Annotated in this window: 24 protein-coding genes; 12 read left to right on the forward strand and 12 right to left on the reverse strand. The window is 63.8% G+C overall.

The annotated features are described in order from the left end of the window. Positions 1–11: 11 nt before the first annotated feature. The 4 genes from AMC88_RS27215 to AMC88_RS27225 form a co-directional block, all read right to left on the reverse strand. Positions 12–1,817, reverse strand: a complete 1,806-nt coding sequence (locus tag AMC88_RS27215) for a methyl-accepting chemotaxis protein (RefSeq protein WP_064830115.1) — start codon at positions 1,815–1,817, stop codon at positions 12–14. A gap of 10 nt (positions 1,818–1,827) precedes the next feature. Next, the gene (locus AMC88_RS27220; RefSeq protein ID WP_064830116.1) at positions 1,828–2,811 is read right to left on the reverse strand and encodes a cytochrome-c peroxidase; all 984 of its coding nucleotides are present in this window, start codon (positions 2,809–2,811) and stop codon (positions 1,828–1,830) included. A 178-nt stretch (positions 2,812–2,989) separates the two neighbouring features. Next, a complete protein-coding gene (locus AMC88_RS33425; RefSeq protein WP_190304501.1) occupies positions 2,990–3,157 on the reverse strand; it encodes a hypothetical protein in 168 nt (55 codons plus the stop codon). 86 nt (positions 3,158–3,243) lie between these two features. After that, positions 3,244–3,717, reverse strand: a complete 474-nt coding sequence (locus AMC88_RS27225) for a ProQ/FINO family protein (protein ID WP_016735357.1) — start codon at positions 3,715–3,717, stop codon at positions 3,244–3,246. A gap of 254 nt (positions 3,718–3,971) precedes the next feature. On the opposite strand from AMC88_RS27225, the gene panC reads away from it, so the two are divergent. Continuing rightward, positions 3,972–4,889: a pantoate--beta-alanine ligase gene (gene panC, locus AMC88_RS27230; protein WP_064823808.1), complete on the forward strand. Its 918-nt coding sequence runs from the start codon at positions 3,972–3,974 to the stop codon at positions 4,887–4,889. Further along, positions 4,886–5,707 (forward strand): 3-methyl-2-oxobutanoate hydroxymethyltransferase, encoded by an 822-nt coding sequence (panB, locus tag AMC88_RS27235; RefSeq protein ID WP_016735359.1) that lies wholly within the window; start codon positions 4,886–4,888, stop codon positions 5,705–5,707. Before panC ends, panB begins: the two co-directional genes overlap by 4 nt. Before the next feature lie 82 nt (positions 5,708–5,789). Here the strand turns inward: panB and AMC88_RS27240 are convergent, their stop codons facing one another. Beyond that, positions 5,790–6,704 (reverse strand): hydrogen peroxide-inducible genes activator, encoded by a 915-nt coding sequence (locus AMC88_RS27240; RefSeq protein ID WP_004674065.1) that lies wholly within the window; start codon positions 6,702–6,704, stop codon positions 5,790–5,792. A 144-nt stretch (positions 6,705–6,848) separates the two neighbouring features. Here AMC88_RS27240 and katG point away from each other — a divergent pair, with 144 nt between their 5' ends. Then, complete coding sequence (gene katG, locus AMC88_RS27245; protein ID WP_064824284.1) at positions 6,849–9,035, forward strand: catalase/peroxidase HPI; 2,187 nt, start codon at positions 6,849–6,851, stop codon at positions 9,033–9,035. 622 nt (positions 9,036–9,657) lie between these two features. After that, positions 9,658–10,383, forward strand: coding sequence for an SDR family oxidoreductase (locus AMC88_RS27250; RefSeq protein ID WP_064823809.1), 726 nt, complete (start codon positions 9,658–9,660; stop codon positions 10,381–10,383). Between the two features lie 40 nt (positions 10,384–10,423). On the opposite strand, the gene AMC88_RS27255 is transcribed toward AMC88_RS27250, so the two are convergent. The 3 genes from AMC88_RS27255 to AMC88_RS27265 form a co-directional block, all read right to left on the reverse strand. Continuing rightward, positions 10,424–10,972, reverse strand: a complete 549-nt coding sequence (locus tag AMC88_RS27255) for a DUF3299 domain-containing protein (protein WP_418314130.1) — start codon at positions 10,970–10,972, stop codon at positions 10,424–10,426. A gap of 138 nt (positions 10,973–11,110) precedes the next feature. Next, positions 11,111–11,683, reverse strand: a complete 573-nt coding sequence (locus AMC88_RS27260) for a pyridoxamine 5'-phosphate oxidase family protein (protein WP_064823810.1) — start codon at positions 11,681–11,683, stop codon at positions 11,111–11,113. 14 nt (positions 11,684–11,697) lie between these two features. Continuing rightward, positions 11,698–12,402, reverse strand: a complete 705-nt coding sequence (locus AMC88_RS27265; protein WP_010025415.1) for an SDR family oxidoreductase — start codon at positions 12,400–12,402, stop codon at positions 11,698–11,700. Positions 12,403–12,508: 106 nt separating this feature from the next. On the opposite strand from AMC88_RS27265, the gene AMC88_RS27270 reads away from it, so the two are divergent. Then, complete coding sequence (locus tag AMC88_RS27270; RefSeq protein ID WP_004674075.1) at positions 12,509–13,384, forward strand: LysR substrate-binding domain-containing protein; 876 nt, start codon at positions 12,509–12,511, stop codon at positions 13,382–13,384. Positions 13,385–13,425: 41 nt separating this feature from the next. On the opposite strand, the gene AMC88_RS27275 is transcribed toward AMC88_RS27270, so the two are convergent. Next, complete coding sequence (locus tag AMC88_RS27275; protein WP_010008154.1) at positions 13,426–13,887, reverse strand: nuclear transport factor 2 family protein; 462 nt, start codon at positions 13,885–13,887, stop codon at positions 13,426–13,428. Positions 13,888–14,028: 141 nt separating this feature from the next. On the opposite strand from AMC88_RS27275, the gene AMC88_RS27280 reads away from it, so the two are divergent. Further along, a complete protein-coding gene (locus AMC88_RS27280) occupies positions 14,029–14,388 on the forward strand; it encodes a winged helix-turn-helix transcriptional regulator (RefSeq protein ID WP_064823811.1) in 360 nt (119 codons plus the stop codon). A gap of 230 nt (positions 14,389–14,618) precedes the next feature. Here AMC88_RS27280 and AMC88_RS27285 read toward each other — a convergent pair whose 3' ends face one another. Continuing rightward, positions 14,619–15,587, reverse strand: coding sequence for a zinc-dependent alcohol dehydrogenase family protein (locus tag AMC88_RS27285; RefSeq protein WP_064823812.1), 969 nt, complete (start codon positions 15,585–15,587; stop codon positions 14,619–14,621). A gap of 54 nt (positions 15,588–15,641) precedes the next feature. On the opposite strand from AMC88_RS27285, the gene AMC88_RS27290 reads away from it, so the two are divergent. From AMC88_RS27290 to AMC88_RS27300, 3 genes are read left to right on the forward strand one after another with little or no spacing between them, the layout of a single operon-like run. Then, the gene (locus AMC88_RS27290) at positions 15,642–16,058 is read left to right on the forward strand and encodes an acyl-CoA thioesterase (RefSeq protein WP_064820057.1); all 417 of its coding nucleotides are present in this window, start codon (positions 15,642–15,644) and stop codon (positions 16,056–16,058) included. A gap of 3 nt (positions 16,059–16,061) precedes the next feature. Beyond that, complete coding sequence (locus tag AMC88_RS27295) at positions 16,062–17,585, forward strand: class I adenylate-forming enzyme family protein (protein ID WP_064830117.1); 1,524 nt, start codon at positions 16,062–16,064, stop codon at positions 17,583–17,585. Further along, positions 17,563–18,756, forward strand: a complete 1,194-nt coding sequence (locus AMC88_RS27300) for a thiolase family protein (protein WP_064823814.1) — start codon at positions 17,563–17,565, stop codon at positions 18,754–18,756. Before AMC88_RS27295 ends, AMC88_RS27300 begins: the two co-directional genes overlap by 23 nt. Positions 18,757–18,780: 24 nt before the next feature. Here the strand turns inward: AMC88_RS27300 and AMC88_RS27305 are convergent, their stop codons facing one another. Beyond that, a complete protein-coding gene (locus tag AMC88_RS27305; RefSeq protein WP_064823815.1) occupies positions 18,781–19,749 on the reverse strand; it encodes a LysR family transcriptional regulator in 969 nt (322 codons plus the stop codon). A 110-nt stretch (positions 19,750–19,859) separates the two neighbouring features. On the opposite strand from AMC88_RS27305, the gene AMC88_RS27310 reads away from it, so the two are divergent. The 3 genes from AMC88_RS27310 (at position 19,860) to AMC88_RS27325 (ending at position 22,065) form a co-directional block, all read left to right on the forward strand. Further along, positions 19,860–20,321 carry a cupin domain-containing protein gene (locus AMC88_RS27310; RefSeq protein WP_064823816.1) on the forward strand — a complete coding sequence of 154 codons (462 nt, stop codon included), beginning with the start codon at positions 19,860–19,862 and terminating at the stop codon, positions 20,319–20,321. Between the two features lie 503 nt (positions 20,322–20,824). Beyond that, the gene (locus AMC88_RS27320; protein ID WP_064830118.1) at positions 20,825–21,589 is read left to right on the forward strand and encodes an SDR family oxidoreductase; all 765 of its coding nucleotides are present in this window, start codon (positions 20,825–20,827) and stop codon (positions 21,587–21,589) included. A gap of 62 nt (positions 21,590–21,651) precedes the next feature. Continuing rightward, on the forward strand, positions 21,652–22,065 hold the full coding sequence (locus AMC88_RS27325) for a cupin domain-containing protein (RefSeq protein ID WP_012489617.1): 414 nt from the start codon (positions 21,652–21,654) through the stop codon (positions 22,063–22,065). 49 nt (positions 22,066–22,114) lie between these two features. Here the strand turns inward: AMC88_RS27325 and AMC88_RS27330 are convergent, their stop codons facing one another. Further along, on the reverse strand, positions 22,115–23,398 hold the full coding sequence (locus AMC88_RS27330; protein ID WP_012489618.1) for a cystathionine gamma-synthase family protein: 1,284 nt from the start codon (positions 23,396–23,398) through the stop codon (positions 22,115–22,117). Positions 23,399–23,432 lie beyond the last annotated feature (34 nt).

Below are 23,432 nucleotides of genomic sequence, written 5' to 3' on the forward strand. Positions count from 1 at the left end.
TCGTGCTTACCTCACGCTGCGTCGCGATAGCTCCGCGTGCCGGACTCTGCCCCGCCCAATTCGAACTGGGTGACCAGTTCGCGCAGCCGTTCGGCTTCGCTGGCCAGTGTGACGCTGGCGGCGGTTGTTTCCTCCACCATGGCCGCGTTCTGCTGGGTTACCTGGTCGAGCTGGCCCATGGCCGAATTGACTTCCGACAGGCTGGTCGCCTGATCGCGCGCCGAGGCGGCGAGCGCTTCCATGCGCTGGTTGATATCGACGATGAAACGGCCGATGTCGCTAAGCGCCGCGCCGGTGTGGTTGACCAGCTCGACGCCGCTCGCGACCTTGGCGGATGCCCGCCCGATCAGCTCCTTGATCTCCCGGGCGGCCTGGGCCGAACGCTGGGCAAGCTCGCGCACTTCCTGGGCGACGACGGCAAAACCCTTGCCGGCCTCGCCGGCGCGTGCAGCTTCGACGCCTGCGTTGAGCGCCAGCAGATTGGTCTGGAAGGCGATCTGGTCGATGACGCCGATGATATTGTTGATCTGCTTGGAGGATTCCTCGATCTGACCCATGGCGTCGACGGTCTGAGCCACCACCTTGCCGGATGCCATCGCGCTGCGATTGGCGTTGTCGGCAACGTTGCGCGCCTCTTCGGCGATCGTGAAGGCTTGGCTCACCTTGGCGGTCACGGCGTCGAGCGCAGCGGCGGTCTCCTCGAGCGTCGCAGCCTGCCGTTCGGTACGGCCGGAAAGTTCGCTGGAACCGTTGTTGATCTCGCGAGTGCCCGAATTGATGATCGACACGCTTTTTGAAACCGAAAGCAGCGTGCCGCCGAGCTGCTCCACCGATGCGTTGAAGTCGTGCCGCAGCGGCTCGAATTCCGGCGCGAACCGATCCGAGAGCTGGAAGGCGAGATCGCCCTCGGCGAGACGTTTCAGGCCGGCGGCGAGGCCCGAGGTCGCAGTCTTCAGCCGTGCTGCAGCGCTGCGCTCCGCCTGCTCCTGGTCGGCCAGCCGGTTTGCTTCGGCCAGACGCCGGTTTTCCTCGGCCTGGCTTTCCAGCCGGATCCGGGCGATGGCGTTCTGGCGGAAGATTTCGACGGAGCCCGCCATCAGCCCGATTTCGTCGCCGCGCCCGGCATAGGGGATCGCCTTATCAGTCTCGCCCGCGGCCAGTTCCTGCATGGATCGGGTGATGCGCTGGATCGGACGCGACACATGCCGGGCGATGGCAATGAGAATGCCGAGGCCGATGATGGCGGCAAGACCCGCGAGCGCCAGTTCGGCTTCGATCTTCGATTCCAGGGCCTTGCCCGCTTCGGCGACGCTTTCGGTCGCGATCCTGTCGACGATACTGTTGACGGTTGTGATGCCGGTCATGATCGCCTGCTGCGAGCGCGCCAGCTTCTCGGCCGTCGGGACTTGGTCTGCCTGCTGCAGGCCGAGGCTCACCTTGACGTCCGTTTCCCAGGCGCCATGCGCCTCGCGAAGCGAGCGCACCCCCTCAGTCAGCGACATTGCGAGATCAACGCGCCCAAGTTCATCGAGCGATTGCGAAAGTGCGCCATTTCTTTCCTCGAACGCTGCCTTGACCTCGGCTGCCGGCACGAAATTCGTCATCGATAGTACCCGGTCGACCACCGATGTCGCCTGCCGGAACTGTTGTTCGATATGGGCCGACGCCAACTTGGCGTTCACAGCCTCCTGCACCACAGCGGCGACCCGGGCCTGGCCGGTGATAGCCTGGTTGCCGATCAGGAGGGCGCTGCCGAAGCCGACGACGATTGTCGCCACCATGGGGAAGAGTATCTGCATGCGTATGGAGAGTCTCATGATATGCACCTCAGTTTGGCAACGTCGGCAGGGGAATGTCCTGCTTCTCGGCGGTCAGAGTTCCCAAAAAGGCGATCAGATCATCGCGCTCCTGGTCCGTCAGCAGGAAGGGCATCATGGCGGCATCTTGCGAGGGGCGGCCGACGCCGCCGCTTTCATAATGGGCGATCACCTCGTCCATGCTCTTCAGGCTGCCATCGTGCATATAGGGGCCGCGATAGAGCGTGTTTCGCAGTCCCGGCGTCTTGAAAGCATGCTGATTGTTCGGACTGCTCGGATCGATCTTGAAGCGGCCCATATCCTCATCCGGCAGGCCGATGTCATGGAACTTGTTGTCAGTGAAATTCCAGCCGGAGTGGCACGCGGAACAGCCGGCGCTACCGGTGAAGACCTCGAAGCCGCGCTTGGCGCCGTCGGAGACCGCCTTCTCGTCGCCATCCACCCAGCGGTCGAAGGGCGACCAGTTGGAAACCACGGTCCGCTCATAGGTGGCGATCGCCGTCAGGATCGTCTCCCTTGTGATGCCCTTTTCGGGGAAGACCTCGCCAAACCACGCCTTGTAATCGGGAATGTTCTGCATTTCAGCGACAGCAGTCTCGAGCTTGCCGTTCATCTCGGCGGCTGCGGTGATGGGGCCCGCCGCCTGCTCCTCCAGATTCTGCGCGCGGCCATCCCAGAAGAAGGGGGACACCCAGGCGACGTTCAGAACCGTCGGTGCCTGCCGGTCGAGCGCGGTATTGGCCGCGCCGATCGGTGTCTTCACCGGCGTCTCGAAGCCGAAGGAAGGATTATGACAGCTGGCGCAGGTCATGTTCTTGTTGCCGGAAAGCCGGGGATCGAAGAACAACATCTTGCCGAGCGTCGCGAGTTGCGGCGAATAGGGCGTCACCTTCTCGAAAGGCACCGTCAGCGGCCGCTTGTAGGCGGAAAGATCGGCCGCCGCGGACTGGGCTGCGGCCATTGCAAAGAGGGAAGCTGCAACCAGAAAGCGCATCGTTTTAGAACGTCCAGCGAGATTTAATAGCTGGTGCTTAAATTAGAGTAATAGCGTTAAAGCTCTGTAAAGCGTGAAATAACTGAAGTTATAACTACCTTACGTTGCACAGGAAATAGTCTGGCCTGAGAATACACCAGCAGGTTATTCTTCCACTGCATGTCGAGCGCAATATTCTTCAAGACTTCTGCGTCATGGTTGCTTTGACGACGAGGAGGGCAGCGTCGGCGAGCCCCGCAAAGGCCGCGCCGGCGGCGAAGGTGATGGCCGGCCCCGCGGCTTCCCACCGGGCGCCCGCCACCACACTGGCAAGCAGAATCCGCCAGGCGCGCCGTCGTCGACCCATTGCAGCATTCTTATGCGGCAAACGGCAACCTGCCGTGGAAACGCACCGGTCTGGCCGCAGGAGGAGCAAGACCTACGTCGGTTACCCTATTGGACGGCGTTTCTTTTGCGGAGGAGGGCGGCGCGGATCTGCTCGTTCTTGCTGATGACGGGAGGAGGGACCGGCGCCACCTCCTCGGGCGGCTCGGACTTGTGGGCGGTCTGCTTCAGGCTCAGGAAGCGCTTCTGCGCGACCAGCCTGTCCTCCTGCGACAGCGCTTCAACGGGTTCGCCCTCGAGATTATGGCGCATGGAATCGGGTTGGGCGCTTGCGAAATAATAGCGCCGGCAGTGGACATAGGCAGCGGTCGCACGCCGGAGCGCCGTCACGCCGGCATCAGGCTTTAAGAGCGGGCGCAGCTCGTTGAACAGGCCGACGACGAAGGGGAGGACGGGGTCACCGGGCTTGGCCGGAAGCACGCCGACCGGCCGGATCAACAGCGAGTTGATCGCGTTTGCCTTCTCAACATCGAGCTCGGTCGCCGCTATCGGCCCGCGGCTGATCTTCCAGGGTTTGTCCATGTAAACTCCATAACGGCCGACTGTGATGGTATCTTGAAGGAGAGGGGGTAGATAGAGGCGCAGTTCGCAAATTGCTAGCCCCGCGCTAGCCGTGCGGCAAGCCGGGTATGAGATTCGATTTGCGAGTTGACTGGGCCAGCCTGATCCGCCGGCCATGCATCTAATCGTTTTTTGTCAGGAAGTGCATTGACCTCTGGCTTCGATTACATTTCTTATCCGCGCCCAAGAAGAATGACCGGCCGCGGGGAGGATGCATGCGGGTTTTCTCGAATATTGAAGAGCTGCGCCACACGCTCGACGCGCTGAAGCGGCAGGGGCGCACCGTCGGCCTCGTGCCGACCATGGGTTATCTCCATGCCGGGCACATGCAGCTCGTCACGCGCGCCCGGGCCGAAAACGACATTGTCGTCGTCTCGATCTTCGTCAATCCGCTGCAATTCGGGCCGGCCGAAGACCTCGGCAAATATCCGCGCGATCTCGAACGCGATGGCGCCATGCTCAAGCAGGCCGGCGTCAACTTCCTCTTCGCGCCCGGCGTCGAGGACATGTATCCTCGCCCTATGGAGACGGTGGTCGACGTTCCCGATCTCGGCCGCGAGCTCGAAGGCGCAGTCCGGCCCGGCCATTTCGCCGGTGTCGCCACCGTCGTTTCTAAGCTGTTCAACATCGTCCAGCCGCAGACCGCCTATTTCGGAGAGAAGGACTACCAGCAGGTCGTCATCATCAAGCGCATGGTGGAGGATCTCGCCGTGCCGGTGCGGGTGATTGCGGTTCCGACGGTGCGCGACAGCGACGGCCTCGCTCTGTCGTCGCGCAATGTCTATCTCAGCCCCGACGAACGTCGCGCGGCGGTGATCGTTCCTCAGACGCTCGATGAGGCCGAGCGCCTGGTCTCCGAGGGTCTCACCGATGCCGGGGAGCTCGAGAAAAAGCTCACCGCCTTCATCGGCCGGCAGCCCCTGGCAAAGGCGGAAGTTGTCGCCGTCCGGGATGCTTCGACGCTCGCGCCGGTCGCTAGGATCGAAGACCCCATCGTCGTGGCGCTCTTCATCAGCATCGGCACGACGCGGCTTCTCGACAATCGGGTGATCCGTAGCCAAAGCGCCGGGGACAATAACATCGTCCGGAACAACCGCATGACCGGGCAGTCGGGAAAGGGAGTGACGAAATGAGCGCCACCGGAACCCAGAAGCGCCTGACGCCAGCCCGCATCTCGGCCATGAAGGGCGGCAAACCGATTGTCTGCCTGACGGCCTACACCACGCCGATTGCACGGCTGCTCGATGAGCATTGCGACCTGCTGCTGGTCGGGGATTCGCTCGGCATGGTGCTCTACGGCATGGAGACCACCATCGGCGTCACGCTCGATATGATGATCGCCCACGGCAGGGCTGTGATGCGCGGCGTCGCCAAGGCCTGCGTCGTCGTCGACATGCCGTTCGGCAGTTACCAGGAATCGAAAGAGGTTGCATTCCGCAACGCCGTGCGCATCCTGCAGGAGACCGGCTGCGACGCCGTCAAGCTGGAAGGCGGGGAGGAGATGGCCGAGACCATCGGCTTCCTGACGAAGCGCGGGATACCGGTCATGGGGCATATCGGGCTGATGCCGCAGCAGGTCCAGACCGCCGGGGGCTATCGTTCCGTCGGGCACTCCGAACACGAGACCTCGAAGATCCGGCGCGACGCACATGCCATCGGCGGCTCGGGAGCTTTTGCCGTCGTCGTCGAAGGCACGGTGGAACCGCTTGCGCGCGAGGTGACTTCAGCCATACACATACCGACCATCGGCATCGGCGCCTCGGCCGCGTGCGACGGCCAGGTTCTGGTCTGCGACGACATTCTCGGGCTCTTCAACGATTTCAAGCCTCGTTTCGTCAAGCGTTACGACGATCTTGGCAAGAGGGTCGCGGATGCCGCCGCCGCCTATGCCGACGAGGTGCGCGCGCGGAAGTTCCCCACAGCCGACCATACCTTCAAGCGAAGGCCGTAACGCGAAGGCGCTGGCACTTATCGATCCTCAACCTTCCCCACAAAGGCAAGTGTTGGGCACCGACTGCGACAGCCGTCGTTCGTCACCCCTCGGCATACTGCTCCCGCATCGCCTCCGCCGAGCGGCGCACCGCCTCGGCGACCTCCTGCAACTGCTTGGCCATCGGCGTGGAATTGCGCCAGACCATGCCGATGGTTCGCGATGGCTGCGGCGACGGGAAGCGGGAGATCGAGACATGGGCCGAGCGCGTTTCGACCGGAACGGCCATCTCCGGGATCAAAGTGACGCCGATGCCGGCGCCGACCATCTGGACGAGGGTGGAGAGCGAGCTGCCTTCCATGATTTCCCGCGGGCGGGCGGGCCCCACCTTGCAGAATGACAGGGCCTGGTCGCGGAAGCAGTGGCCCTCTTCGAGCAGCAGCAGCCGCATTTCGCGTAGCGCCTCGCGTTCGGGCACCGGCTTGCCGCCATCCTCGTGCCGCCGGACCAGCACGAACTCCTCCTTGAACAGTTCGAGCTCGGTCAGCGAGGGTTCCGACACCGGCAGCGCGACGATCGCCATATCGAGCTGGCCCTGCGCCAGCTCCTGGACCAGCTTGCCCGTCTGCGTCTCGCGCACCTCGATCTGAATTCCCGCGAAGCTTTTGTTGAGATCGTTTATAATCGCCGGCAGCAGATAAGGCGCGATCGTCGGGATGATGCCGATGCGCAGGCGCGTGAGGAAACTGTCGCGCGAGGCGCGGGCAAACTCGCCGAGCTCGTCCACGGCGCGCAGGATATCGCGAACGCGCAGCGCGAAGGTCTGGCCGAACGGGGTGAGCTTCACCTCGCGGGCGCCGCGCTCGAAGAGTTCGCTGCCCAACTCCTGCTCAAGTTCTTTGATCTGCATGGAGAGCGCCGGCTGGGAGATGGCGCAGGCATCGGCGGCACGGCGAAAACGGCCGTCCCTTGCCAAGGCTTCAAAATAACGTAGCTGTTTCAGGGTAAGATTTTTCATAAGCTCAGCTTATCGCAGCAATCAGTAAATCCAACTTAAAATTATTGAACGCTTCCGATATGAAGACTGCAAGGGAGAGAGTGGGGCGCCAGCTCGGCTCATCTTTTTGAACCGCAGACAGATCAAGCAATGAAGGAGACGATCATGGACAACCCCACTGACACCGCAGGCAAATGTCCTGTGGCCCATGGCAACAAGCCGCGCGGCCCTTCCAACCGCGACTGGTGGCCGAACCAGCTGAACGTGCAGATTCTTCATCACAATTCCGGCCGCGCCGATCCGATGGGCAAGGATTTCGACTATGCCGAGGAGTTCAAGAAGCTCGATCTCGACGCGCTGAAGAAGGATCTCACCGCGCTGATGACCGATTCGCAGGATTGGTGGCCGGCCGACTTCGGCCATTACGGCGGTCTCTTCATCCGCATGGCCTGGCACAGCGCCGGCACCTACCGCATCACCGACGGGCGCGGCGGCGCCGGCCAGGGCCAGCAGCGTTTTGCGCCACTCAACAGCTGGCCCGACAATGCCAACCTCGACAAGGCCCGCCGCCTGCTCTGGCCGATCAAGCAGAAATACGGCAACCGCATCTCCTGGGCCGACCTTCTGATCCTCACCGGCAACGTCGCCTTGGAATCCATGGGCTTCAAGACCTTCGGGTTCGCCGGCGGCCGCGCCGACGTCTGGGAGCCGGAAGAGCTCTACTGGGGTCCTGAAGGCACCTGGCTCGGTGATGAGCGCTACAGCGGCGAACGGCAGCTCGCCGAGCCGCTCGGCGCTGTGCAGATGGGCCTGATCTACGTGAACCCGGAAGGCCCGGGCGGCAATCCCGACCCGCTCGCTTCGGCGCGTGACATCCGCGAAACCTTCGCCCGCATGGCGATGAACGACGAAGAAACCGTGGCGCTGATCGCCGGCGGCCACACCTTCGGCAAGACGCATGGCGCCGGCGACCCGTCCTTCATCGGCGCCGAGCCGGAAGGCGGGGCGATCGAGGACCAGGGCCTCGGCTGGAAAAGCTCGTTCGGCAGCGGCGTTGGCAAGGATGCGATCACCGCCGGCCTCGAAGTCACCTGGTCGCAAACGCCGACCAAGTGGAGCAACTACTTCTTCGAAAACCTATTCGCCTATGAATGGGAGCTGACGAAGAGCCCGGCCGGCGCGCATCAGTGGCAGGCCAAGAACGCCGAAGCCTCCATTCCGGATGCTTACGAGGCCGGCAAGAAGCATCTGCCGACCATGCTGACGAGCGACCTGGCGCTGCGTTTCGACCCGATCTACGAAAAGATCTCGCGCCGTTTCCTGGAGAATCCGGATCAGTTCGCCGACGCTTTCGCCCGCGCCTGGTTCAAGCTGACCCACCGCGACATGGGCCCAAAAGTCCGCTACCTCGGCCCTGAGGTTCCGGCCGAAGACCTGATCTGGCAGGACGTGATCCCGGCCGTCGATCATCCCCTCGTCGACGACAAGGACATTGCCGAGCTGAAGGCCAAGGTTCTCGCCACCGGCCTTAGCGTGCAGGAGCTGGTTTCGACCGCTTGGGCGTCTGCCTCGACCTTCCGCGGCTCCGACAAGCGCGGCGGCGCCAATGGCGCCCGCATCCGGCTTGCGCCGCAGAAGGACTGGGAAGCCAACCAGCCGGCCCAGCTCGCCAAGGTGCTCGGCGTCCTCGAAGGCCTCCAGAAGGACTTCAACGCCGCCCAGACCGGCGGCAAGAAGATCTCGCTCGCCGACCTGATCGTGCTCGCCGGTGCAGCCGGCGTCGAGAAGGCCGCGGCAGCCGGCGGCACCGCCGTCAGCGTGCCCTTCACGCCGGGCCGCATGGATGCCTCCGAAGCCCAGACGGATGCGCATTCCTTCGCAGCGCTCGAGCCGCGCATCGACGGCTTCCGCAACTACGTGAACGACAAGCGCCTGCAGTTCATGAAGCCGGAAGAAGCGCTCGTCGACCGCGCCCAGCTGCTGACGCTGACCGGCCCTGAGATGACCGTCCTCGTCGGCGGCCTGCGTGTCCTCAAGGCCGGCCAGCCGGAACACGGCGTCTTCACCGCCCGTCCCGAGACGCTGACGAACGACTTCTTCGTCAACCTGCTCGACATGGCCACCCAGTGGGTTCCGGCCGCCGGCAAGGACGGAGTCTATGAAGGCCGCGACCGCAAGACGGGTGCTGCCAAGTGGACCGGCACCCGCGTCGACCTGATCTTCGGCTCGCACTCGCAGCTGCGCGCCTTCGCCGAAGTCTACGGCCAGGCCGACGCCAAGGAGAAGTTCGTCAAGGACTTCGTCGCCGCCTGGAACAAGGTGATGAACGCCGACCGCTTCGATCTCGTCTGATCGGTTCAGTGAGTTTTGCCCGGGCGCGGTTTCGGCCGCGCCCGGGCTTTTTTGTCTGTACGGGATGCCTTGTATTGCTCAAGGCGTTCATTCTCCTGTCTCACCGAGTCAGATTAGGTGGATATAGGCACCTCTCCGCCGTCATCCCTGTAGCCTCAGGCTTCGCCCGAGGGATGTCACAGGGATCCAGCGCGCCCAAGTCCTTGGGCGCAGAAGACTCCTTTGCCTGGCAGTAAGTCATTCACCGCGCGGACGCGCGGTGGCTGGATTCCTGTGACAGGCACAGGAATGACGGCCGAGAGTGGGGCCTTGTCCACATGACCTGATTTCGTGAGGAGTGTGGGGTTGGCCTCCGGCCACTTTTCTGCAGCCGTTTCATTTCTACTCGGCGTCGTCCTCGGCCTTGTGCCGAGGATCTGCTGCCCTATCGACCGGAGGCAGATACTCGGGACAAGCCAGGACAAGCCTGAGTATGACGGACGAGATGTCAGGCATTCTCTCCCGCGCCGAAGCACCCGGCGCACCACCGCCCGATCATCCACACCATCCCCGCCACGCCGCGAACTTCTAGCCATGGCGGACCTCGCATGCGATAGAAGATCGACACAGTGGAGGAGTGGATATGAACGGTTTGCAAGGCAAAGTCGCGGCCATCACTGGCGCTGCCTCGGGCATTGGATTGGCGTCGACAGAAGCGATCATCGCGGCCGGCGGTACGGTCGTGATGATAGACCGGGACGAGGCGGCGCTGAGTGCGGCCTGCGGCAGGCTGGGAGAGAAGGCGATCGCGCTGCCGCTCGACCTCCTCAACCCCGAGGATTGCGCCGGCCTGCTCGATGGCATTCTCTCGAAGGTCGGTCAGCTCGACATCTTCCACGCCAATGCCGGCAGCTATATCGGCGGGGATCTGGTGGAAGCGAATCTCGACGCGATCGACCGCATGCTCAATCTGAACGTCAACGTGGTCATCAAGAACGTCCGCACGGTCATGCCCCACATGATCGAGAGAGGGACGGGAGACATCATCGTCACCAGTTCGGTCGCGGGCCAAGCCGCGGTTCCATGGGAGCCTGTCTATTCGCCTTCGAAGTGGGCGATGCACTGCTTCGTCCAGACCATGCGGCGGCAACTCCTGAAGAACGGCATTCGCGTCGGCTCCGTCTCGCCGGGCCCTGTCAGCAGCGCGCTGCTGAAAGACTGGCCGGAAGAGAACCTGCGCAAGGCAAAAGAGGCGGGCGCGCTGATCGAACCTCGCGACGTAGCGGAAGCCGTGCTCTTCATGCTGACCCGGCCGCGCAATGTGACGATCCGCGACGTGGTGATCCTCCCGAGTTCCTTCGACATCTGACACGAGGCCGTATGTCGGGAGAGGGGCGCGCTCCTCTCCGCTAGCGCGGCACGACACCGAAAGGCGATAGCGACAGCAGATCCGGGTCTTTCGTTGCCGTCGCCTTCGCCACCTCGGCATGACCCATGCTGTAGCCGTAGGACAGGACGCGGACACCGTCGATCATGAAGAACTGCGCCTGATCCAGGCCGGGCCGCAGCGCGCCCGTCACGGTGACGGTCTCATAGTTTTTTTCAAGGTGCAGAGGCTCCTGCGGGATGACACGGACCAGCTGGTTGGGCGGCGGCGTGGGCATGTGGCTGCAGGCCCCGGCCCAAGGCACCAGCAGGAATTCATAGACGAGATCGCCGTCCTGATCGATCGGCAGGACGAAGCCTGTCAGTTCGACCGGTTGGCCCTCGTCACGCCAGACCAGCGTTTCGCCCTGCGGGCCGCTGACCATTTTCGGCGACAGCGGAACCGTCGCCCTGGCCTGATCGGCCGGCCGCAAGGCGCTCCAGAAAATCGGCTGCGCCGTAGCGAAGGCGCCGGACACCGGCCATGCCGAGCCGAGCGCGAGCATCGCGAACATCAGGAATCTGTGCTTCATTATCGCATCTCCCGGGCCCGCCGCTTGAGTCTTGCCGCTGCCCAAGGATGCTAGCCGATACCGCTCGCCCATCAAAGCTCTATGATCGGTGCCAGCTTTCAAATTTACCCGACCTCGTCATGGCCTTGTGCCATTGGTTCAGGGATTACCCCAGCGGCAACCGGAGAGGGCCCCGGCTTCGTCATAATAGAACAACGCCCTCCGATTGTCCTGGCGGCGCAGCTGGAACCAGTCCAGCGACCGGGCCTGAAAGATCAAGAGGCCGAAGCGCGCCTTTCCCTCGGCCACATCCGCAGGCTCTGGCATATCGGTGGTTTGGAAGGCGCGCTGGTCCCCGGGCGGGCCGCCGGCATAGGTCGTCCGTGTCCGCGCGGGCAGCTTGTCCCATGCGGCCTCAGCCGCTCCGCTTCCCGGCCCGTGAAGCTCGACCTTTCCCTGTAGCCGAAGCTGCAGCCGGCTCCCGGCGCTGAAGCCCAGGACCGTGACGTGAGGATTGGCCGAAAGCTCCAGCCATTTGGGGCTCCGCGTATCCGTATGAAATTCGAGACGCCGCGCCGACCTGTCAGCCGCGCGGAGCACCACCATGCGCGCCTGCGGTCTCGCCTTGGCATCGACGGAGCAGAGGTTGAGATAGCGGAAACCGGACTGCGGGTCCGCCGCAGCCGTTTCGAGCTCCGCCCATGCCGCGGCGTCGATGTCAGTCAAATCCACCGGCGAGCTCCCGCTCAGACGGACCGGGCGATGCCGCCGTCGACGCGGATGTTCTGGCCGGTGATGTAGCCCGCGCCCTCCGACAGGAGGAAGGCGATGGTGGCCGCGATCTCCTCGCTCGTGCCGTAGCGGCGCATCGGAACGCTGTCGCGCCGCTCCTCGGTGGCGGGCAGGCTGTCGATCCAGCCGGGCAGGACGTTGTTCAGGCGGATATTCTTGGCCGCATAGCTATCCGCGAAGATCTTGGTGAAACTCGCCAGGCCCGCCCGGAAGACGGCCGAGGTCGGGAACATCGGCGAGGGTTCGAATGCCCATGCCGTCGAGATATTGACGATGGCGCCGCCGCCCTGCCTCTCCATGATCGGCGCGACCAGCCGGATCGGGCGCACAGCGCTCAGGAAATAAACCTCCATGCCCTTGTGCCAGTCTTCGTCCGAGATATCGAGGATCGGCGCGCGCGGGCCGTGGCCAGCGGAATTGACCAGCGCGTCGATGCGCCCCCATCGCTCCATCGAGAGATCGACGAGCCGCTTCACGTCCTCGTTGGACTGGTTGGAGCCGGTGACGCCGACGCCGCCGAGTTCCTCTGCCAGCGCCTCGCCCTTGCCGGAGGAGGAGAGCACGGCGACGTGGTAGCCGTCCGCGGCCAGTTTCCGCGCGGCTGCGGCGCCCATGCCGGATCCGCCAGCGGTGATGAGAGCGACTTTTTCTTCAGACATTGAAATCTCCGACTGCTGAATTTCCAAGGCATTATGCCAGATGCGGTGCTGACTTTCGCGCGAGAAAGAAACATGCCAGACTGTAGAAAATCTACTGGGTGAATCAATGACTCAATCCCGCCGCCAGCTGCCGCCCCTGAATGCGCTGCGTGCCTTCGAGGTTTCCGGCCGCAGGCTGAATTTCCGCACCGCCGCCGAGGAGCTGGGCATCACGCAAGGGGCGGTTGCGCAGCAGGTTCGCGGGCTGGAAGGTCAGCTCGGCCTGATGCTGTTCCAGCGCCTTCCCCGCGGGCTCGCGCTGACCGCGCAGGGCGCGGCCTATCTGGCGGACGTGACCCGAGCCTTCGATACGCTCGGCGAGGCAACCGGACGGCTTCTCGCGCGGCCGGAAACCGTGACGATCAGCGTCACACCGACCGTCGCCGCAAAGCTGTTGATACCGCGCCTAGCCGAACTCTACACCGCCCTTCCCGACATAGATCTGAGAACGGTCGCCACCGAGGCGCTGGCGGATTTCGACCGCGACCAGGTGGATATCGCCGTGCGCCTCACCCGGCAGCCTTTTCCGGCGACCCTGCAGGCAGAGCTGCTGTTTCGCCAGGAACTGGTCGCGGTCGCGAGCCCGCATCTGGTCAAAGGCCTCACCCTTCCGCTCGCCAATGAAGCGCTTCGCAGCCTGCCGCTCCTGCATGACTCGCAAGATCACTGGCGGGTATTCCTGGGAAGCCGCGAGAAGCTGTCCGGCGCGGCATTCAACCACACGACGCTGGCCCTGGATGCGGCACTCGCCGGCCAGGGCGTGGTGCTCGCATGCCGCGCCTTCGTGGCAGCCGATCTCGAGGCCGGGCGCCTGGTGCAGGTCACGGACGCGACGGCGACCATCGGTCCCAATTACTTCCTCGTCCGCAAACGCTCGTCATCGCCGCGAAAGGCCGTGGACGCGGTATGGGACTGGTGCGCGACGCGGCTGTCGCTCACCTAACCGCCCAATGGTCGAGGCCGGCGAGAGCCGGCCCCATTGTTTCAGAACATAGTGTTCTTGTTGGCTGCTTCTTTCGGAACGGCCTGGATCACGTCCCAGTGCTCGACGATCTTGCCGTCCTTGACGCGGAAAACATCGACGATCGCCTCGCCGCGGTCGTCCGCGCCGTTCGTCGCATGCACATGAAGCCAGACGAGATCGCCGTCAGCCGCGGTGCGAACGATTTCTGCCTTCGACTGAGGATTGTCCTTGAAGAAACCGGTGAAGAAGGAAACGAGTGGCTTCCTCCCATCGGGAACCTGAGGATTGTGCTGTCGATAATCCTCCGCGACCACCGAGGCCGCCTCGACATCATGCTTGTTGAAGAAGCGGTCGTAGAACTCCACCACCAGCTTCCGATTGGCTTCCTCGACCTTCAAATCCCGAGAGGCGGCAAAAGCGCCGGAAGGCATGGCGATGCCCCCTAGAATGGCGAGCGCGCAAAGCGATTTCCCGAATGTCATGCATCAAGCTCCTTGGTATGGCTCCGCGATCTAGTCTAAGAAACAGACTATAAGGCTTGGTCTAGGACAGCGCGAAATGCCCAGCAAGAAGGCAGTTTTCAGTGCCAAGGTCAGCGCGCGATGACCGAGAGGAAGGACGCCATGCCTGAGAAAACGGACGGGCCGGGCGCGGGATGCCCGATCAGGGGCGTGCTCGACCGTATCGGCGATCAATGGAGCCTGCTGACGCTCGAGGCGCTGGAAACCGAAAAGAAGCGCTTCAACGAGCTGCTGCGCGAGGTCGGCGACATCTCCAAACAGATGCTCTCCAAGACGCTGCGGCACCTGGAGCAGGACGGCTATATCAGCCGCACCGTCTACCCCGAGGTGCCGCCGCGCGTGGAATACGAGCTGACGGAACTGGGTCGATCTTTCCTCACTCCCATGAAAACCCTGATCCAATGGGCGGAGCAGAACCATCCTGAGATCATCCGATCGCGGCTCCGGCATGGGGCCGAGTAGGGTTTGAATAGAGGCAAGAAACAAGATCGGAGCGTGTCCTTCGAGGCTTCGGCCTTCGGCCTGCGCACCTCGGGATGAGGGGGTTGGTGGATGCCGCGCGGACAACAATGGGTGTTGGAGAATGCCGCGGCCTCTCTCCGACCTCATCCTGAGGTGCCCCGCAGGGGCCTCGAAGGGCGAGGTCGGCCACCCGGGGCTGGGCGCAAGAAGCAAGGTTGGAGCGTGGCCCCTCAAGCGAGCAGCACCTTGCCGCCAGTCCGGAAGGGAAGGGCGGCTTGCAGCGCCTCGCCGATCCTTTCCAAGGGAAACACCTCCCGCACCTCGGTTGCGATCACCTTTGCGGCGATCTGCGCGGCCACCTCTGAATAAGCGCGCTGGACATTGTCGATGGTTTCGGAATGGACCCATTCCCGAAGATGGCAGAAGGAAAAGGTGATGTCGGGATGGGTGGCCCAGAAGGAATTCGGGATGCTTTCACCGGAGAGCAGCCCATAGTGCACGAAATGGCCGCCGGGCTTCAGCGCATCGGCAAGAACAGAGGCGCGCGGGCCGCCGACGCAGTCGAGCACGGCGTCCAGGCCATGCCGGCCGGCGAGCCCGGCTGCCAGGTCGCTGTCCTCCCTGTCGACGATGACAGCCTCGAGCCGGCCGCGCAGGCTCTGGCGGGATTCTTCGCTGCGGACGATCGCCACCGGCTCGACACCAACGGCATTCGCGAGGCCGATCAGGATCGATCCGATCGAGGAGGCGGCGGCATTGACGGCGATGCGCATGCCCGGTCTCAGCCCGATCTTGATATGCAGCATCAGCCAGGCCGTCATCGGGTTGACGTAGCTGGTCGCCGCCTCGAAATCGGAAAGCGTCTCCGGCACGCGCAGGCACCAGTTCGGGTCGGTGTCCTTGAACTCCTGCCAGCCGCCGGCGCTGCGCACCGGCAGTACGCGCGTCCCCGGCGGCAGTCCATAGACCTCTTCACCGCAGGCTTCGACCACGCCGAAGGCCTCGAAGCCCGGAATGAAGGGCAGGGTCGTGCGGCCGGCATAGGCGCCCGAAATGGTGATGATATCGGAAGGATTGATCGAGCGCGCCAGCAGCCGCACCCGCACCTGATCGCGCCGCAGCGCCTGCAGCGGCGTCCGCTCGATCCCGACGACCTCTTGGACCGGACCGAATTTTCGCACCACCGCCTGATATTGCATTTGCATCCCCCACGCACTCGCGGTTAGAACAGCCCACCAATTTTGGGTGATCGAATGAGCGTTGACGACAGGGCTTTAGCATCGTTCCGGGTCTCGATGCGAGACATCGACATCTATGGCCATGTCCATAATTCGGTCTACCTCGATTATTGCGAGGATGCCGTCGTCGAGTTCCTCAGACACCGCGAGATCCTCGGCCATTTCCGTCACACCACCTCGGGTGTGGCATATCACGTCAAGAAGGCGGAAATCACCTTTCACAACCCGATCGACGTCGACGATGTCGTCGAGGCGAAGGTCGCCGTCGAAAAGATCGGGCGCACCAGCCTCGCCTTTGCGATCGAACTCTTTCGCCGGCGCGACGGCGCCCATTGCGCAACGGCCGGCCTTGTCTGGGTCTGCGTCGGCCTTTCCGACAGCCGCCCGACGCCGATCCCGGAGGCGACCAGAGCCGCCTTGTCGCAGGGCTGATCCATGCCGATCCACGCAGCGCTTCTTCGCCACGCCAAGGACAGGCCCGACAAGCCGGCGCTGGTGATCGACGGCAGCACCCTGAGCTATGGCGCGCTCTATCTGCGCGCCCGGGCGATCTGCCGCTTTCTCCGTGAGCTTCCGTGCTCCGGCAACCGCACGTTCGATCTGCCCGGCGTCGAGAAACTCGTGGCCTTGAGCCTCGGCAACCACATCGGATTTGCCGAATATTTCACGGCAGCGACCGCCTTGCCGAATGCCTGCGCCGTCATCGACCCGATGATGCCGCCGGAAAGGATCGAGCGCATCATCGAGCGTCTGGCGCCCGACGTGCTCGTCGTCGACGACGATGCGAGCCCAAGTGCCGGGATCGCCCGCAGGCTCGGCGTTCCTGTCATCGTCGCCGGCGCCGAGCCCTTCGATCTCTCCGCTGCGGCAGCCGACCTGCCCTGTGGTGCCGAGGGCATCTTCCTGATCGGTTTCACATCAGGCACCACCGCCGAGCCGAAGGCCTATTGCCGCTCACGCGAGCAGTGGCGCCGCAGCCTCGATCGCGGGCGCTTCATCTTCGAACTCGAAGACGCACCCTCGACGCTATGCCCGGGCGCGCTCGCGCATGGGCTGGCGCTTTACGCCCTGGTCGAAGCGCTCGATGCCGGAGGAAGCTTTCATTCGGTGCGGAAATGGGACCCGGCTTCCGTCGCGCGCATTCTCGCCGCCGAAAAGATCGAACGGCTGGTTGCCGTCCCGACCCATATCGCCGGCATTGCGCGGGCATGGGCAAGCGAACCGGCGCTGAATTGCCTGCGCGACGTGCTGACCGCCGGCGCCAAGCTGAACCTCAACGAGGTCGGATCCATGCGCCGCCTCTTTCCCAAGGCGCGCATCCGGGAATATTACGGCGCATCCGAGATTGGCTTCATGACCGTCTCGACGCTTGTCGGCGGGCCGGTCGATTTCCCGATCGACCGGGTGGGGCAGGCCTATCCCGGCGTCGAAATCTCCATCCGCGACCCTGAGGGAAACGATGTCGGCGCCGATGTTCCGGGCACCATCTTCGTGAACAGCGATCTGATCGCCGACGGTTATCTCTGGGGCGACGACGGCCAGGCTTTCCGGGTCACCGAGGCGGGTGCCACGGTCGGCGATCTCGGCGAGATCGATGCCGGCGGCATGCTGCGGGTGATCGGCCGGGCGGGCGGCATGATGATATCGGGCGGCAACAACGTCTATCCCGCCGAAGTCGAGAGCGCGCTCAAAACCTGCCCCGGCGTCGAGGATGCCGTCGTCTTCGGCCTGCCGGATGACTATTACGGCGAGAGCATCGTCGCCGTCGTCTCCGGCGAGGCCGTTGATGCAAAAATCCTGGCCGGCCATTGCGCAGACAAGCTTGCCAGGTTCAAAATCCCCAAGCAGTTCTACCATATCGCCTCCTGGCCGATGACGAGCAGCGGCAAGATAGCAAGGGGGCGGGTGGAAGCGGCGGTCATCGCGGGAGATGGTCTTGTCCTACGCCTACCAGCCTGACGAGGATTGGCAGCCTGTCGTGGTTGCCGCCTACCGCACGCCGATCGGCCGGGCCTTCGGCGCGCTTGCGACGGTGACGGCCGAAGACCTGCTTGCGCCGATCATCCGCCGCATCCTCGCCGAAACGGCGATCGCGCCCGAGGACATAGACGACGTGCTGGTCGGCAACGCCGCCGGCGGCGGCGGCAATATCGGCCGGCTGGCGGCACTCGCTGCCGGCCTGCCCGTTGCCGTTCCCGGCGTCGCCATCGACCGGCAATGCGGCTCGGGGCTGGAGGCGATCATCATGGCCGCACGGCTGATCCAGGCAAAGGCCGGCGCCTGCTTTCTCGCCGGCGGCGTGGAAAGCGTCAGCACCGCGCCATGGCGTGTCGAAAGGCCGAAAGCCAATGGCGCGCTGCCGCGCTTTTACGGTCGCGCCCGGTTCTCGCCCGAAACGGTCGGCGACCCGGATATGGGCATCGCCGCCGAAAACGTCGCCCGGGAATTCGCCATCTCGCGTGAGCGGCAGGATGAATTCGCGCTGCGCAGCCACCGGCTCGCCGTCGCAGCTGCCGAAGCGGGCGCCTTCCGGCCCGAGATCGTCGGCATCGCCACCGGCCACGGCCTGATCGAACGCGACGAGTGCCCGCGCCCGACGACATCGCTCGAGGCACTGGCCAACCTCCGGCCGGTCTTCTTGACCGACGGCACAGTGACTGCAGGCAATGCCTGCCCTGTGAATGACGGCGCATGCCTGGTGCTCGTCATGAGCCGCGGCATGGCAAGACGCCTGGGCATCGAAAAAGGCCTCGCCTTCATCGACAGCGCCGCCGCCGGCGTCGATCCCAACCTGCTCGGCATAGGCCCGGTCGCCTCGACGAAGAAGCTTCTGCAGCGCCAGCCCGGGCTCTCGCTCTCCGGCGTCGACGCCATCGAATTCAACGAGGCTTTCGCCGCCCAGGTTCTGGCTTCGCTGGATCAGCTCGCAATCTCTTCGGATGCGGTCAACAGGGAAGGCGGCGCCATCGCACTCGGCCATCCCTTCGGCGCCTCGGGCGCGATTCTCGTTACCCGGCTACATACCCAGCTGGTGCGCAGCGGCGCTCCCGGAACAACCGGCCTCGCCATGCTCGGCATCGGCGGCGGCATCGGGCTGACGGCGCTGTTCGAGACTGTCGCGCTTTCCTGAAGCGACGCTCTTCGTCCCTGCGGATCAATTCTCGGATTGTTCGACCGATGATGAGAATGAAGGCGTCTCCGGCGCGGCGAGCGCGTGCGCGATTTCGCTTCGCAGCCATGCACTTCCCGGATCGCCGTCGAAACGGCGAAGCCAGTACATGGTCACATCCATTTTCGGCGATTCCATCGGCGGCATGAACACATCGAGCTTGAGCCGGCCGATCAGGGTGCGGGCAAAATGAACCGGAATGCTTCCCAGCATTTCGCTCGATTCAACCGCGAGGGCGACTGCCTGGAAATGTGGCACCGTGACCATGACGCGCCGGGCAAGGCCAAGGCGGGCGAGGGCGGGATCGATCGTTCCGGTGCGGCTCCCATCGGCGGAGCGCAGAACGTGGGGGACGGCGCAAAAGAGATCTGCCGGTATGGCGTCTCCCGGACGAAGTCCGTGGCTGGCTAAAAGAGGATGCCCCTGTTTCGCGATGCAGACCAGCCATGACTGGAGCACCTTGCTGCTCGCAACCCATTCGGGTGCTTCGAGCGATCGGTCGATGACGATATCCGCCCGGCCGTCGCGCAGCATCTCGAAAACTTCCGACGAGGCATGATCGATCATCTGCAAGGTGACGGAGGGCGCAGCTTCGGCCACGCGCGCAGCCAGCGGCGGCATCAGCAATGTCGAGAAGTAATCCGATCCGATCAGCAAGAAGGAACGGTTCGAGGTGGCGGGATCGAACACAGCGGTCGTCGCCAATGCCTCTTCCATACCGGCTAGCGCCTGCCTGATCGGCTGGCGCAATTCGAGGGCGCGCGCCGTCGGCATCATCTGGTTGCCCTCCCTCACGAACAATTCGTCATCAAGCAAGGCGCGCAGCCTGCCGAGCGCCGAACTCACAGCCGGCTGGGATAAGCCGACCCGCTCGCCTGCCCGCACCGTCGAGAGCTCTGCCATCATGGCGTCGAAGACGCGCAACAAGTTCAGGTCGAGGGCGGAGAAATTCACGCGGTCAATATCCCTTATACGATCATTCGATTTCCGTGCGGCGGCCGTCGGCGATAGCGATGGAGAGCAGCCTGGAACTCTATTCCAAATGACCTCGGAAGGAAATTGCCATGAACGTTGCGGCGAGAACCGTGAGGACGGTAAACTGGATGAACACCACCTACGCCATCAATATCGGCAGGTTTGAAAGCGGCGGCATCCTTGGCGTTTTCGAAAGCAAGGTGCCTTCAGGCGGTGGGCCACCGATCCACATTCATCACAACGAGGACGAAGTGATCCATGTGATCGAAGGCGACTACGAGTTCTGGTGCGATGGCAGGCTTGTTCCGGTCGGTCCCGGCAGCTCGATCTTCCTGCCGCGCGGCGTGCCGCACACTTTTCGGGTCACCGGCACGTCTGCCGGACGCAACCTCACCATCCTGACGCCGGGTGGCCTGGAAGAATTCTTCATCGAGGCGGCCGCCGAGGCACCGCGGCTGCCCGAAGACATGGATCGGCTCCTGCAGCTGGCGGAACGCTACGGCATCGAATTTCAGGGGCCGGCGAACTGGGAGGCGGACCGGACGCACTGACGGCCGCGACTTGCTGCTGCCCGTCAATCAACGCCTCACAGGTGAGGATCGCCGCTGCACTCAGGATCGGCGGAGAGGAAAACGCCAGCCACAAAACATGATTGAGCCCGGACGAAGCGCTCCGCCCGGTTCTCCGCCTGCGCCCAAGGCCGATCGCCGGCCCTGTTCCAGCTGCCAATCGCCGCAAGACGCCTCGCCGTAAATATCGTCAAGCGCACGGCTTTCCGTGATCTGCACGAGGGCTTCGGTCATCGTTTGGCCGTTTACCTCGGTCGCAAGGCGAGCAGCACTACTGCCTTCGCATAGGATGACAGCGACCAGCGAAGAATGGCTCGAGGGCAAGATCCGGCGCATTCTGCGGCCCGTCGGTTTCGGCCGGCCAAGCCGAACATCGCGAGCGGGACGGCCACAGAAGCCTTCGCCAGCCTCATCGGGATCGTGGTTTCGGCGCCTGCCTTCAAGTCAACAGAGGATACTCCTCGCAAAGGACAAGGAGACTACCCATGAAAATCGTCATTATCGGCGGCACCGGCCTCATCGGCTCGAAGACCGTGGGAAGATTGCGCAAGAAGGGACATGACGTGCTGCCGGCTTCGCCGAATTCAGGCGTCGATACGATCACCGGCAAGGGTCTTGCCGAAGCGCTGGCAGGCGCACAGGTGGTGCTCGACCTCGCCAACTCGCCCTCCTTCGAGGACAAGGCGGTGATGGAATTCTTCCAGACCTCCGGCCGCAACCTGCTGAAGGCAGCAGCTGCCGCCGGCGTCAAGCATCACATCGCACTGTCGATCGTCGGCATGGAGCGGCTGCAGGACAGCGGCTACATGCGCGCCAAGAAAGCCCAGGAGGATCTGATCAAGGGCTCCGGCATTCCCTACACCATCGTGCACTCCACGCAGTTTCATGAGTTCATGGCGGGCATCGCCCAGGCGGGCGCGGTCGGCCAGATGGTGCACCTGTCGCCGGCTTACGTGCAGCCGATCGCCTCGGACGACGTCGCCGACGTCATGGCCGACGTGGCGCTCTCAGCACCCGTCAACGGCACGATCGAAATCGGCGGCCCGGAGAAGATCCGCCTCACCGAGGTCGTGACGCGGCTCTTCAAGGCGACGAACGATCCGCGTCAGATTATGGCCGATCCGCACGCCCGCTATTTCGGCGTCGAGCTTGAGGACAATTCGCTCGTGGCAGGGCCGAAGGCCCGGCTCGGCCGCATCCGCTTCGATGACTGGCTGCGCCAGCATCCGCCCCAGAAGATGAGCGCCTGATCGCCGGGGCCGCTTTCGCGGCCCTCGCTGCAACCGTTCCCGTCAATCCAAGGAGACCAGACATGTCAGGAAAAAAAATTTCGGCAGCGGCATTCGCCGTTGCCCTTGTTGCCTGCACCGCAGCCTATGCCGCGGGCGACAAGGCCAAGGTAACCCTCGTCTACGACCATCAGCTTCCGAACGTTCCCGGCAAGAGCATCAAGGCCGTGCTCGTCGAATATAAGCCCGGCGGTACATCGCCGGGCCATACCCACCCGAAATCGGCCTTCATCTACGCCACCGTTCTGGAGGGCTCGATCAAAAGCCAGGTGAACGACGGACCGGTGAAGATTTACAAGGCCGGCGAAAGCTTTCCCGAATTCCCCGGCGATCATCACAGCGTCAGCGCCAACGGCAGCAAGACCGAGCCGGCGAAACTTCTCGCCGTCTTCGTGGTGAACTCCGACGAGACCGAACTGACGACCGACGACAAGTAGGCAGCCCTCGATGCCCGGCGCCGTCGGGCATCGTTTCCTGCCTGCGCCGTCAAGCGGATTGCAGCGCCAGTTCCAGATCGGCGATCAGGTCATCGGGATGCTCGATGCCGATCGACAGGCGGATCGTCGATTCCAGCACGCCGATCCGCTCCCTTACATCGGCGGGCACGCCGGAATGCGTCATCGTGGCAGGGTGGCTCGCAAGCGATTCCGTGCCGCCCAGGCTGACGGCGAGCTTGAAGACCTGCAGCGCGTTCAGGAATTTGAACGAGGCCGGCTGGCCGCCGCGGATATCGAAGGAGAAGGTCGAGCCGGCGCCGCTGCATTGGGCGGCGAAGGTGCGGCCCGATGGCGATTCCGGATCGTGGTAAGGCAGGTAATGAACCTTCTCGACCTTCGGGTGATCGCGCAGGAAATCGGCGACGGCCCGCGCATTGCTGTTTGCCCGCTCCATGCGCAGCTGCAGCGTCTCGAGCGACCGGCCGAGCATCCAGCAGGAATGTGGATCGAGCTGCGTGCCGATCGCCCCGCGCAGCGCCTTGACCTGCTTGATCACGGCCTTGCGGCCGAGAACGGCGCCGGCGATGAGATCGGAATGGCCGCCGACATATTTGGTCAGCGAATAGAGCGAGATATCGGCGCCATGCTCGATCGGCCGCTGGAACACCGGCCCGAGCAGGGTGTTGTCGCAGACGATGATGGGCGTGTGCCCCTGCTTTGCGCCGATCGCATCGGCCACACGCCGGATCATCGCGACGTCGACCAGGCTGTTGGTCGGATTGGCAGGTGTCTCGATCAGGATGACGGAGACGCGGCCCTTGGCGACCGCCTCGTCGGCCGCCTTCTGCACCGAGCCTTCGCTGACGCCATCGGCAAAGCCGACGGCGGCGACGCCGAAATTGAGGAAGGTCTTCGCCAGCAGGGTTTCCGTGCCGCCGTAGAGCGGCTGCGAATGCAGGATCGCATCACCCGGCCGGACGAAGGCGAACAAGGTCGTGGCGATCGCCGCCATGCCCGAGGAAAACAGCGCCCCGCTTTCCGTCTTCTCATAGACCGCAAGCCTGTCCTCGACGATCTCGCTGTTGGGATGGTTGAAGCGTGAATAGACGAGGCCGGCGCCCTTGCCCGCCGGCGGCTCGCGCCGGCCGGAGACATAGTCGAAGAAATCGCGCCCGTCCTCGGCCGAATTGAAGACGAAGGTGGAGGTGAGGAACACCGGCGGCTTGACCGCCCCTTCCGAGAGCTCGGGATCGTAGCCGTAGTTCAGCATCTGCGTTTCGGGATGCAGAGCGTGATTGCCGATGTGGGTTTTGGAAGGATGCGGGGCGGTCATGATCGTCTCCTCTATCGAGCCTGCCGAGAGATAA

Origin of the sequence: Rhizobium phaseoli, from assembly GCF_001664385.1 — a bacterium.
Lineage (GTDB): Bacteria > Pseudomonadota > Alphaproteobacteria > Rhizobiales > Rhizobiaceae > Rhizobium > Rhizobium phaseoli.